Origin of the sequence: Pareuzebyella sediminis (assembly GCF_008367235.1) — a bacterium.
Taxonomy (GTDB): Bacteria; Bacteroidota; Bacteroidia; order Flavobacteriales; family Flavobacteriaceae; genus Pareuzebyella; species Pareuzebyella sediminis.
The window spans coordinates 568,184-581,120 of the sequence record NZ_VTZS01000003.1 but is presented as its reverse complement, the minus strand read 5'-3'; the positions used below and the strand labels follow the sequence as shown (position 1 = coordinate 581,120).

Sequence of the window (12,937 nt, the reverse complement as noted above, 5' to 3'; positions counted from 1 at the left end):
ATACGCTCTATCCCTAAAGTTATGTACTGCGTTGGTCAATCATTCGATACTGCAGCAAAAAATAAATACCGTAGAGTATAATTTCATGGGCCACATATACCATTAAGAGTTGAATGATATTTAATTCAAAGACCAAAGCACAGCATAAAAGCGTTGCAAAGGTGGTGATAAAATACAACACCTGCCACCTTGAAGCAATCCGCAAGGTATTGGTGGCATTAAAAACAGAGGAAAGCGGACTTACCACCAGTTTGACCACAAAGCTTACGGCCAGTATCGAGGCAAATTCACCGGAGCGCACCCATTTTGCACCAAACACAAAACCGAACAAGGGCTCACCCCATAAAAACAAAATTATGCCAATGGGCAATCCCATAAGAAATAGGGCCAGGGTTGACTTTTTAAAAAAAACGAGGGCTTCTGGATTTCGCCCTTGATTCATTAAATCTGCCATTTTCTGATAGAAAACGTCTTTGAACGAAACCCCTATCAACCCCAATGGGGCGCTCAACACCATGAAGGTAAGGCCATAATAGCCCAAATCGTCAGTGCTGTAAAACTTGGTGAGGATTAAAATAAGTGCCTGCAAGGAGATGGTGTTCAAAAAAGCAGGCCAAATGCCGTATTTCGGATAGTCAATATATGTTGTTGCGACTCCTTTTAAATCACTCCACCCCATGAACCTAAAATGGCCGGCCGTTTTTTGGGAAAGAAAAATCCAGGAAACGACCGTTCCAACAATTTTAGCAATGACCAGTCCGAAGGCCAATACTTTAGAAAAGCCCAATACCAGCGCAGCCACTATATAGCCCCCCGCCTGTAATACTTTTGAGACGGCATTGGAGACGAAACTTTTATGTCGTATGGATACGTTGATATAAGAACTCCAAATACCAAAAAACAGTACATAAAGAGGCACATAATAAAGGACCGAGTCTAAATTTTCCGGGAAAAACCGATGGAACCACGGAAGAATGAGTGCAATGGTAAGTGCGTATGCTATCGTCAAGTAGATACTTAATACAAATATTTTGTTCGCATCCCTTTCGTCTTTAGGCAATACAATAGCCAAGTGGTACTTTCCTCCGACGGCTACCGCAAAAATACTGGCCACCGCAAAAAAGGAGGTATAAAGGGCAAAGTCTTCTTCGGAAAAAAGTCGCGTTAATAGCGGCGTGGCCAAAAAGGGCAATGCTTGGGCTAGGCCGGTTCCCAGCATTTGGGAGGATACATTCCTTGAAAACTCCGAAGAAAAGAAATTAGACCAAATATTACGAAAACTATCGATGGCTTTTATATTATGTATCGAATTAAACCTTGATCAAAAAGCGTTTGCAAAACTGAAGCCCAGATATCCAAGCTATTTTACTTTACTATTTCAAATGTATCGTTTTTACTTATTTCATACGCTTGCTCAGCAATGAGCTTAGCTAAACCATTCGTAAAAAAATCGGGCCATTGAAAGAGCTCGTTTCTCTTCCTACTGGTATTGGGTCCCACATAAACGGACAATATTTCCTTATCCAAAGGGTAACTATTCTTGTAACGTCGGTAAAAATCTTCTGTGTCTTTCAAAAAGCAGTACCACGCAATCCCCAATGTTCCTGAAAGATTATAGGGGCCGTACCCTTCTAATAATCCGTTCTTGGTTGTCTTATACTTATATCGGTAAATACCGTTATAACCGGTTACAAAGTTATTTATAAAGACTCCCTTTTGAACCTTTACGGCAATATTATGATTAAACTGTTTAGAAAAAGCCAAGTATATTTTAGAGAGTAATTCAGTGTTATTTTCATTGCCGTGGTAATAGCTCATAAGCCAAAGCGGCCATCGATGGGCATGTGAAGAGTCTTTGGTTATATCTTCAACTTTTTTGGGTTGTAAATTTTCCCCTAATTCTAGGTTGCCGCTATAGGCAAAGTAGGGATGATCCGTCCAAAATCCGGCCTGAAAAAGCCAACCTCCATTTTCTGTGAATGACCCTCGGGATTTCAAAACGGTTAGAAGATATTCATTAATCTCATTCAGTAACGCCCGGTCACCATCGTCATACATCTTAAGGCCCTTGAGTACAAAACCCATATCTGAAGCAATGGCAAACAGAAAAAGTTCATAGTCGGTAATTACCCGATAATAGGATGGTTCATTCTCGGGTGTTTGGTTTTGTAACGCGTAATCAAGCCGATTTTTTAATCCAAAAAAAGGCGGCTTGCCCCATTGAAAAGCGATATCGTGTTTCCACTTTATTAAAATGTATTTCAAAATTCTTTTTGCAAGAAAGACATCGGCTGGATCTTCAAGTTTGGTAGCCTTCTTTTTTAGTACGAGATACTGGCTTGCCAAATATAAAATGTGAACCTGATTTAATTGTCCCTCAGGAAGTTCAGCTCTTCCCATTGTATCAAAGAAGTCTTCAAATTGGGCTATTGCAACACGATCATGAGTTACAAAGGCGTGATGTAGGGGAATCATCAGGGTGTGGCCAGCATCGTAGGAATCTTTTGTTTTCCAAAGCGGTTGCTTTAATAGCCTACCGATAGTCTCTTGCCAAACACTAGTGGTGGAAAGACCCTTTCCATCGATAGATGATTGAGCTTGCGAGCTGGTGAAAATAATAATAGAAAGAAATACAAATGACGCCTTACTGATCATGATTTTAAAAACTCATGATATTCCCCTACTAAGCCCACCGGTTGCGCAGCACGTATATCGTGTACGATTTCAATCGCTGTTCTGGCAGCCTCTAGGCCATACCCTTTTCCCTCTAGAATATCTTTATAAACCATGGTGTGAAGATCCGTAAAGCCACCGCTGAACTCTAATTCTTCACCATTAATGGTAATGGATCGAAAGGTGGTCTGCCCTTTTTCCTTTACCGCTTTGGGCAAATATTCAGAATTTATGGACAAAAACCAGCGTACCCTCGCGTTTTCGAACTCTAGATATCCAGAGGCACGGTCATCTTCGTGTACATGTACGATGTTCTCTTGTACATCGCCAAAAATCCAAGAAAGCATATCATAAAAATGTACGCCGATATTCGTAGCTATCCCTCCTGATTTGCTTTTATCGCCTTTCCACGAGGTATGGTACCAGTTTCCTCTCGAGGTCAAATATGTAAGATCCACTTCGAATTTAGTGTCACTCTTGGCGTTTTTAACCTTTTCTCTTAGTTCAATGATACTCGGATGCACTCTTAGCTGAAGAATGTTATATATTTTCTTGCCCGTTTTTTCCTCTACATGTTTTAGTTTGTCTACATTCCAAGGGTTCAAGACCAATGGCTTTTCACAAATGGCATCGGCCCCGCTTCGTAAAGCAAAGCGAATATGGGCATCATGCAGATAGTTGGGTGAGCAAATACTTACGTAGTCTAAATAAAGGTCTTTTTCATACTTCAATTTTTCGATATGGCGATCGAATCGTTCAAACTCCACAAAGAAGTCGGCCTTTGGAAAATGCGAATCGATGATTCCCACGCTATCCCCCTTATCAAAGGCCGCTATCAAATTGTTCCCCGTGTCTCGTATCGCTCTCATATGTCTAGGGGCTATATAGCCCGCGGCCCCGATTAATGCAAAATTTTTCATCTAAAGTAGTTTTATCAAATTTGTGGTTATATGGTTAAATAGATTCTCGCTTATGGTGGGCAAAGCCCATAGATGTTCTTTATTAGGAGTTTTGACCCAATTGTGAATTTTCCTTGAAAAGCCAAACTCTGCGAATCATGTCTGGTCATAAATGAATGCGCCAAGTTCCAGCTCTACATTTCCTTTACCTAAAAAATAGGGCAAAACGAATATTCAACTTCCACCTTTAGCTTTGTCTATTATCTTTTATCTTCTGTTTATTTCAAACGAACAACCTTCTGGTGTGCCAACCTATAGACCTCATCGCTTTCGGGACACTTCGCCAACCCTTCAGCGTCAAAATGTAACCGATGGCCATATTCACTCACCCAGCCTACTTGCCTGCCAGGGTTCCCAATAATAAGCGCATAATCTGCTACTTCTTTGGTCACTACACTGCCGGCCCCAATAAGACAAAACCTTCCCAAGGTGTTCCCGCAGATAATTGTAGCATTAGCCCCTATAGACGCTCCTTTTTTAACCAAGGTCTTCACATAGCTATCCCGCCTGATTACAGCACTTCTCGGGTTAATAATGTTTGTAAATACCATTGAAGGCCCTAAAAACACATCATCCTCACACTCAACACCGGTGTATATTGAAACGTTGTTCTGAACCTTGACGTTGTTGCCCAGAATAACTTTTGGCGAAACCACCACATTTTGCCCGATATTACATTTTTTACCTATAGTACAATTCGACATAATGTGGGAAAAATGCCAAATCTTACTACCCTTGCCCACGGTACACCCTGCATCAATAACAGCCGTCTCATGGGCGAAAAACTCTTGATTTTCCATAGGTGGTTTAATATTAAAAATTACTCTTTGGCTTTGGGGCAAAAGTACGATAATTCTTCACTTTCACTAGTCATATCCCTTTTGCAACACATTTTTCCGCAGCGTATCAAAGGTCGATTCGCACCAAAAAACAGGAGTTTCATTTGTTATATTTCAAATTATCTTGGCTTCATAAAACCGAAAAAATCAAATCTGGTACATACGCTACTACATTTCAGTGATATTTCGGGCAACGGTCATGATACTCTTTCATTAAGTACAACATCCAATTTCGGCCTATGGGAAAAGTTCTTCAAAAGTAGACAGACACCTATCTTTGTTGGAAAGAACCATCTTTTCATGGGGATATTCCCAATCGATATTCAACGTTTTATCGGAATAAATGATACCGGCTTCCGAGGTGGCCTTATAATAATTATCACATTTGTAATAAAAAAGGGCCTCATTGCTCAGGGTTACGAAACCATGCGCCATACCTCTTGGTATAAAAATTGCGATTCCGTTTTCCTCCGAAAGCCTGATTTTAAAGTGTTCACCGAACGTAGCACTACCCTTTCTTAGGTCGACTATTACATCAAGCACCTCTCCCTTAAGTACTTGTACTAACTTTGCCTGTGCAAACTCTCCTGATTGAAAATGTAATCCTCTTAATACGCCTTGCTTCGAAACTGAACAGTTGTCTTGCACAAAATCGATGTTCGCGCCTAAGGCATTGTCGAACCGTTCCTTTTGATAGGCTTCAAAGAAAATGCCTCGTGCATCCTCAAATTTCGTAGGGTGTACTGTATAGCAATCATTCAAAGGGGTCTTCTTCATTTTCATACGAAGCACAGATTAGTTAAGTTGCATTAAATATGCTCCATAGCCACTTTTAAGCAAAGGCCGAGCCAGTTTATGCAACTGGGTCTTGGTGATGTACCCCATACTATATGCGACCTCTTCTATAGCCCCAATTTTAAGGCCCTGCCGTTCTTCAATCACCTCAACGAATTGAGAAGCCTGCATCAAAGAGCTAAAGGTCCCTGTATCGAGCCAAGCAGTACCACGGTCTAATATGCTTACCTTTAACTTGTTCTTTTGTAGATATGCCTTGTTCACATCGGTTATTTCGAGTTCTCCCCTTTGGCTTGGCCGTATGTGCCTAGCGATTTCTATTACCTCATTGTCATAGAAATAAATTCCGGGTACGGCAAAATTCGATTTAGGATGTTTTGGTTTTTCTTCAATAGATATGGCCTCACCTCTATCGTTGAATTCAACGACACCATAACGCTGGGGATCTTGCACGTGGTATCCATAGATGATTCCGCCGTCAGGATCATTATTTGCCTGTAGCAACTTGGCTAGGCCCGAGCCATAAAAAATATTATCCCCTAAAATTAACGCCACCTTGTCGTTGCCAATAAACGCTTCCCCTATTAGAAAGGCTTCAGCCAAACCATTGGGTTCATCTTGAACCGCAAACTCGAAGTGACAGCCCAATTGACTGCCGTTTCCCAGAAGTTTACGAAATAATGGAAGATCGTAAGCGGTAGTAACTATCAATATTTCTTGGATACCTGCCGACAATAAGGTCGCCAGAGGATAGTAAATCATAGGTTTGTCATATACGGGCATCAATTGCTTGCTGACTGCTAACGTGAGAGGGTGCAAACGTGTTCCTGATCCACCGGCCAAAATAATTCCCTTCATTTTATTCTAAATATTTTTGAGCAAACCACTGGACCGTTTGACGCAATCCTTCTTCAAAATCAGTAGTTGGCTGCCAATGTAATTGGCTATTTATTTTTCGGGCGTCTATAGCGTAGCGATAGTCATGCCCCGGCCTATCCTTTACAAAGGTAATCTGTTCCGCATAGCTACCATTTTTTTTGGGATGCCATTCATCTAAGATGTGACATATTTTTCGGGCTATGGAGAGGTTATTTTGCTCATTATTCCCGCCGATTACATAGGTCTCTCCCGTCACACCGCGCCTAAAAACCTTTTCAATTCCTTCGCAATGATCCTTAACGAACAGCCAGTCACGAACGTTTTCACCACTTCCATAAATAGGGATTGCCTGGCCTCTCAAGCCCCTTCTTACAATGGTCGGAATCAATTTCTCATCGTGTTGTTTAGGCCCATAGTTATTTGAGCAATTGCTGGTCACCACATTCAATCCGTAAGTATGATGATAGCTCCTGACCAAAAAATCGGAGGCCGCCTTCGATGCACTGTATGGACTGTTTGGGGCATAAGGTGTGTTTTCGTTGAAATAACCCTTTTCCCCCAGCGTACCAAAGACCTCATCCGTAGAAATATGATGAAAACGGGCATTTTCAAAACTTTTCCTTGGTTGGTACCGATCCGTAAGCCATAAACTTTTGGCAGCCTCTAACAACGTGAAAGTGCCATTTATATTTGTATCGATAAAGGCCTTAGGGCCGGTTATCGAATTGTCGACATGGCTCTCTGCAGCAAAATGAATTATGGAATCAATGTGATAGTCACCGAAAATATCATGTATGAGATCTTTATTGCAGATGTCACCTTCTATAAAATTATACCTATTGTTATTTTCAACCTCTGAAAGATGTGCCAAATTGCCCGCATAAGTAAGCTTATCAAGGTTGATAACGATACTGTTAGGGTTATTTTTTAAATAGTAGGGTATAAAATTGCTGCCGATAAAGCCTGCGCCACCGGTTACCAATAGATGCCTTCCAATGTGCTCAGGCTGCACCACGTTCCATTTCATTAGCTTTGACATTTAAATACTTCACAATGGAAACCATGAAGAAAAATATCAAAAAAACGATGGGAATCACCAAAATTCCTTGGGTATATACAGGTTTTTTAACTTTTTGGGTTTTTCCGAAATTAACTACCTTGATTACATCCTTCTGCTCGGCAACCTCCAGCTTTTTCCTTTCGATTTCCTTTAGAAGGGCATTTTTAAGCGACAGTAGGCTTGGAACCTCCAAACTTTTCTCATTTTCTAGAACTACCGTTCCTTGTTCCACTCGACCACTTTCTGAAAGATTCTTGGTATACCCATAGATTAAAGAGTCTATTTGTGTGATCAACTCTTGATTTCGCTCGATCTTTGTTAGGGCATTTTCATTATAAATATCCTTCAAATTGTTGAGGTATTCATTGGAGTTGATATACTCCATTAATCCTTTGGCGGCTTCTCGACCCTGTAAGGCCTTTTTATAGAATATCGTAATTCTATGGTTCATTCCACTTTTCTTCAGAATTTCAGCCTTGACCACATCAGAAATAAAACTGTCATCTTTAAAATTTTGAAGGATTTCTAAATATTTTAGGTCCTCTTCATCGGTTTCTACCTCTTCATTCTCCTCGATGGGTTCAATTTGAATCCTTAGATTTTTTAGCTCCGGGGTAACAATACCGACTTCTTCAAAAAAAACAGTGTCCCTCGCCCTAAGATTGGCTTCTATTTCTTCAACGACGTTATAGAGATAATCTTTGCTGTCAAAGTTCGGTTTCACGATGATTTCTGTCTTTAACTCATCGGATATGAGCAATTTCAGGCCGATTCCCATGGCCAAGCCGATAACAACCAGAAGTGAAAGCGTTAGCAAGTTGTTCCTCAAATAAAGGAAAAAACGCAAAAACGATCTGAAAAGGTTATTAAACCCCCTCCCGATCATCTTAAACAATTGTCCCAAATCTATCTCGTCAGAAGATTGGGGTTTAGAGGGTTGTTCTGCCATATATTTATGAATTAAAAATTTGTTTAAGTATTCTATCGGTTATGAGGTATGTCGGCTTAACGCCTGTAGTCCCCAATCCGCCAGAGGCCAAGGTGCTTCCCGTTACCAAAGGATTATCGGAAGCGTAATAGGCATATCGTACTTTCACGTCTTCTCGAATACTCTTACGTATTTTCGAGGCCGATTGAATCGCCTTTTGGTAGTGGACGCCTTCCATTTCCAGGCCTACCACATTCCACGTAGACTGGTGAAAGAACTTAAGAATATCCTTATTTTGTAAGGAGGTACCCAGAACGGTCACCATAGTACCTTCAAACACCCTCAAGCCATAGCCCTCAAAGTCATCCGCACATAGTTCGTTCTCAAATGGATAGTTATCGGCGGTTCCCTCAAAAATGTGAGCGGAAGGTATCATTATATCACCTTTTCCTCCTTCGAGTATGCCGGCCTTCCCCATTATGGAAATTGATTCAATATTCAAAAAAACAGGGGGTTTATCGTTCTCCTTAAAGGGCTTTAAAAGCTCATCTATCGTTTCATACGCCTGCTCTCCGAAGGCATAGTCCATTACAAAGATAATCGGTTTTTCCTCCTCTGCTTTTTCCTTAGGAAATCCATAACAACACGAACCTTCCCTCATTTTGGCGGTATCAAATAGTTGAACGTCGATATTCGTACCCGAAAAATCGTCAATGGCGATCATGCCATTTTTTTTAGCGGCAGTCGTTACTTTTTTCCTCAACGCCGTATTGATCGAAGTGCTTAGGGCCTGATAGACCTCAAGGTCATCTTCTTGCGGGAATTCCTTTTTTAGGGCCTTTCTGGCGAACAACGAATTCATCACGCTATGCATATTGGCACTTATGATATGAATAGGCCTTTTCAATAATCCATTTTTACGAAGGGTTTCCTTGATGGTGTCCGCCCACCGTTCTCCGTGAATATGATGTCCCAATCGCTCCCGAAGCAGTGCACTAAAGGTAATCGTGCGCTTATTGCCGGTCACCTCTTCTTCGATGGCCAATTTGCCCAGCCAATAGATAATCTCTAGAAAACGCTCAGGCTCTTCCTTGGTCGCAAACTGTTCGTGAACGGCCATTATCTCAATAAATGGGCGACCCAAAATATTCGCGGTATGTATCACGGCCACTTCCCTTTCGGCCAGGGTCAGTTCGTTCTTATTTACGGCCTCTTCCAGTTTTACCCAATCACGAATAGTCCTATCGGTATCCTCGATCAATACCCGATTACAAATCTTCCCTGATTCGATAAAAAGAAAGGTTAAATGAGTAAGAATATCGTAAATATCAGAACGCCCCCGTGTTATTTCAATGTTCATTTGCTCCGAATCAATACGATAACAGTTTCGCCTTCTTTTCGGAGGGATAATAGGATCAAAATGGGAACGGCCATACCCTTCATCCGAGGTTAGGTTGATAAAACGACATTGTTCTATACCTTTCGGTAAACGCTCAAGCACATATACTAGACCATTAAGTTCCGCTTTTTCCTCTGCGATAGAACCATAGATTTCGGGCCGTAATTGTAGTAACGCATTTTTTAAAGATTCCCCAGACACACCTGCGGGTTTATAGAACCCACGGTTGAAAAGGTGCCGCATGGTAATGTACAAACGCTCAATGGCATTCGTTGAGTCTTGAGCGCGGGTAGTATTGGTTGTATTGCCCATATGCGGATTTAGAACAAAATTACAATATAAAATTTATAAAATTCTTCTGAACCACCTAGAATTCATTAGGCCTTGTATGCTTCCAGTTCATCGGCGACACTTCGATCGTTCGCAAGCCGCTGAACTTTATTCTGACCCCCTAACTTACCCTTAGATTTCATGAAGGCATTGAACCCCCCCTGTCGAATCACAGTGATTTTTAGTGTCTGAAGTACTTTGCCCTCGATAAGGTCAAAATAGTAACTGTTCTGTTTTTGAAGAGACCTATCAATAGTTTCAATAAGCTTTTTCATGTCCGAGGGTTTTTTCTCGAATTCAACAAACCATTCGTGAAAGGGCAGCTCATTACCTCGGGGCGTAATTTGAGGTGCCACCGTAAATTCATTTATACTGGCGCCTGTGGCCAAAAGGCCCTGATTCATGGCCTCTTCGACTTCTTTTGCAATCACATGCTCACCAAAAGCCGAAATAAAATGTTTGATGCGTCCTGAAACTATTATTCTATAGGGGCTCAAAGAAGTAAACTGAACGGTATCCCCTAAGTTATACGCCCAAAGGCCTGCATCAGTCGATATAATCATCACATAATTCACACCCAACTTTACATCCTTGAGCGTGTATCTATTAGGATCTGGCTCAAAGAATTCATCGGCCTTTACAAACTCATAGAATATACCCGAATTTAAAAGTAAGAGCATCCCCTTTTCCCTTTGAGAATCTTGATAGGCAAAGAACCCCTCGCTCGCAGGGAAAAGTTCGATACTATCGACCTTTCTGCCAATGAGGTCTTCAAATTTGGCACGATAAGGCTCGTAGTTCACACCTCCATAAATAAATAACTTAAAATTCTGAAACAATTCACCTACCTTCTTTTCTGATTTGGCATGTAACCTTTCAAAATACATTTGAACCCAAGACGGAATACCTGCAATTACCGTCATATTTTCATCTATGGTCTCTTCTACTATGCTATTAACCTTAGTTTCCCAATCTTCGATACAATTTGTTTTCCAACTTGGCAGGCGATTTTTTTGAAGATAGTTAGGTACGTAATGGGCCGATATACCGGAGAGTCTGCCCAACTTTATTCCGTTCTTTTCCTGTAGTTCGGGACTACCCTGCAAAAAAATCATCTTTCCATCGACAAAATCGGCATTCCCGGTCTCATGAATATAGTTGAGAATTGCATTGCGCGAGGCTTCCACCTGATTCTTTATGGACACCGCCGTTATTGGAATGTATTTGACCCCGGAAGTTGTTCCTGAAGTCTTTGCAAAATAGATGGGTTTCCCGGGCCATATTATATTCTCCTTCCCTGCAACAACTTCCTCTATGTATATTTTTAAGGCTTCATAATCCCTAATTGGTACGCGTTCTACAAAATCGGAATAAGAGGATATCGCCTCAAAACCATGGTCCCTTCCGAACTTAGTCTGAGTGGCAGTCTCAATAAGATGTGTAAAGACCTTATCCTGGGTTTCAATAGGTCTGGTTTTCCAGCGAGTGGTTTTACGGGCGATATACCTCGCAAATATTTTGGCCATGAACGACTTTAGGGACATATTTCGGACTTAAAAATCGATATAGTCTAAGGGGTTGACCGCATTACCGTCTCTCCACAGTTCAAAATGCAAATGTGGCCCAGTGGTCAGTTCGCCGGTATTTCCGACAGCTGCAATTACCTCTCCGACACGAACAATATTGCCTTGCTCTTTGTTCAGTGAACCATTATGCTTATAAACGCTGAGAAGGCCATCTTTGTGCTCAAGGATTATGACATAGCCCGTTTCCGCCGTCCACTCAGAAAAAATAACAGTACCATCTGCTATAGCCTTAATAGGCGTGTCTTTAGGTGCAGTGACATCAATGGCATAATGATGCTGTTCAGGACTATAACCCTGAGAAATTGCTCCCGTCAAGGGTGGAAAAAGCACCAATTCGACATTCTCGGTATTTCGCTCGAAGAGATTGTATTTATCTTCCAAGGCCACCTCGGCCCTAAGTAACGAATCTTCTTTGATCGGGCTAAGATCGATACTCGAAGGATCCATCTTAAATTGCTCCCTCAGGGAATCCAGATCCATATTCGTACTCTCTATGTCGCCCCTCAGCACTTGTCGAATTCTTTCAAGATACTTATTGGTATTATCCAAGGTTCGAACAAGTGAATCAGTTTTATATGTCAAATCCGTAGCCTGCTTTTTAAGCCTGGTTGAGGAATATCCAGGAATGTATTCCCGTAAAGGTGTAAAGGCTATCAAAAGGGTGGTAAGAGCAATAAGTGCTATTATACAAAGAGATCCGGTAACGAAAACGTTCAATCGGCTCAATTTGAAGGATATCTTCTCTTCAAAAGTACTTTCGTTCAAAATGACCAAGCGATACTTATGAAGTAGCTTTCTTTTGATTTCCTTTCGCTTCTTGACTTTTTTAGCCATAGTACACAAATATAAGGATGGAATTGAATAGTAGATCGCTTATCCTCAAAATTTATAAATCAAGCTAAAGTCAACGGGCTTTATCATAAGCAATTTGTGCCAAACAAATCAATTAACGCTTTTAGGCGAAAGATTAACGGATACTTATTCACTTTTTTAGTACATTTGTTATTCATTAAATAGTAATATATGACAGCTTTACAAATATTTTTAGCTATAGGGCCTTGGCAAATTGCCATTGTTGTGTTGGTGGTTCTTTTATTGTTCGGAGGAAAAAAAATTCCCGAATTAATGCGAGGACTTGGAAGCGGTATAAAAGAATTTAAAGATGCCTCTAAAGAAGACGATACCTTAGAAGAAAAAAAGGACTAGAACTTTAAGAATTAAAATAAGCTAAAACCCCTGTGTATCAAATACACAGGGGTTTTTTTTGATCTTAAATATACTGAAAGGTATTGGCGTTGAGGCGACAGCGTTAGTAAGCATGTCTTAAAAAAGTTTCATCGTTGAAATAGACAGCATACTGCAAAATACTATTGATTCACCTCATGAACTATTGGTTTCACAACAAAAAATCGTCCCCAAGTAACCTTTGCACGATATTTACGTTGTTATGGGGTGAATATCGGCACGATATGACCTTTTTTTAAAAGGC

12 protein-coding genes are annotated in these 12,937 nt (G+C 40.9%); 1 reads left to right on the top strand and 11 read right to left on the bottom strand.

Features of this window, described 5'->3' with window-relative positions:
- Positions 1-19: 19 nt before the first annotated feature.
- The 11 genes from F2B13_RS13015 to F2B13_RS12965 all read right to left on the bottom strand — a co-directional run bounded on the left by F2B13_RS13015 (position 20) and on the right by F2B13_RS12965 (position 12,282).
- Positions 20-1,270, bottom strand: a complete 1,251-nt coding sequence (locus F2B13_RS13015; protein ID WP_262713971.1) for an oligosaccharide flippase family protein — start codon at positions 1,268-1,270, stop codon at positions 20-22.
- 95 nt (positions 1,271-1,365) lie between these two features.
- The gene (locus tag F2B13_RS13010) at positions 1,366-2,655 is read right to left on the bottom strand and encodes a hypothetical protein (RefSeq protein WP_149304389.1); all 1,290 of its coding nucleotides are present in this window, start codon (positions 2,653-2,655) and stop codon (positions 1,366-1,368) included.
- Positions 2,652-3,593, bottom strand: coding sequence for a Gfo/Idh/MocA family protein (locus F2B13_RS13005; RefSeq protein WP_149273751.1), 942 nt, complete (start codon positions 3,591-3,593; stop codon positions 2,652-2,654). Before F2B13_RS13005 ends, F2B13_RS13010 begins: the two co-directional genes overlap by 4 nt.
- 257 nt (positions 3,594-3,850) lie before the next feature.
- Positions 3,851-4,432, bottom strand: a complete 582-nt coding sequence (locus F2B13_RS13000) for an acyltransferase (RefSeq protein ID WP_149273749.1) — start codon at positions 4,430-4,432, stop codon at positions 3,851-3,853.
- Between the two features lie 276 nt (positions 4,433-4,708).
- Positions 4,709-5,254: a dTDP-4-dehydrorhamnose 3,5-epimerase gene (gene rfbC / locus F2B13_RS12995; RefSeq protein WP_149304388.1), complete on the bottom strand. Its 546-nt coding sequence runs from the start codon at positions 5,252-5,254 to the stop codon at positions 4,709-4,711.
- A gap of 12 nt (positions 5,255-5,266) precedes the next feature.
- On the bottom strand, positions 5,267-6,124 hold the full coding sequence (rfbA, locus tag F2B13_RS12990; RefSeq protein WP_149304387.1) for a glucose-1-phosphate thymidylyltransferase RfbA: 858 nt from the start codon (positions 6,122-6,124) through the stop codon (positions 5,267-5,269).
- A gap of 1 nt (position 6,125) precedes the next feature.
- Positions 6,126-7,172: a dTDP-glucose 4,6-dehydratase gene (gene rfbB / locus F2B13_RS12985; protein WP_232622891.1), complete on the bottom strand. Its 1,047-nt coding sequence runs from the start codon at positions 7,170-7,172 to the stop codon at positions 6,126-6,128.
- Positions 7,147-8,154: a hypothetical protein gene (locus tag F2B13_RS12980; RefSeq protein ID WP_149273740.1), complete on the bottom strand. Its 1,008-nt coding sequence runs from the start codon at positions 8,152-8,154 to the stop codon at positions 7,147-7,149. Before F2B13_RS12980 ends, rfbB begins: the two co-directional genes overlap by 26 nt.
- A 4-nt stretch (positions 8,155-8,158) precedes the next feature.
- Complete coding sequence (locus F2B13_RS12975) at positions 8,159-9,844, bottom strand: DUF6909 family protein (protein WP_149273725.1); 1,686 nt, start codon at positions 9,842-9,844, stop codon at positions 8,159-8,161.
- 65 nt (positions 9,845-9,909) lie between these two features.
- Positions 9,910-11,406 carry a GH3 auxin-responsive promoter family protein gene (locus F2B13_RS12970; RefSeq protein ID WP_149273722.1) on the bottom strand — a complete coding sequence of 499 codons (1,497 nt, stop codon included), beginning with the start codon at positions 11,404-11,406 and terminating at the stop codon, positions 9,910-9,912.
- Positions 11,407-11,415: 9 nt separating this feature from the next.
- Positions 11,416-12,282, bottom strand: coding sequence for a M23 family metallopeptidase (locus F2B13_RS12965; RefSeq protein WP_149273720.1), 867 nt, complete (start codon positions 12,280-12,282; stop codon positions 11,416-11,418).
- Between the two features lie 189 nt (positions 12,283-12,471).
- On the opposite strand from F2B13_RS12965, the gene tatA reads away from it, so the two are divergent.
- Positions 12,472-12,654: a twin-arginine translocase TatA/TatE family subunit gene (gene tatA, locus F2B13_RS12960; protein ID WP_149273718.1), complete on the top strand. Its 183-nt coding sequence runs from the start codon at positions 12,472-12,474 to the stop codon at positions 12,652-12,654.
- Positions 12,655-12,937: the final 283 nt, after the last annotated feature.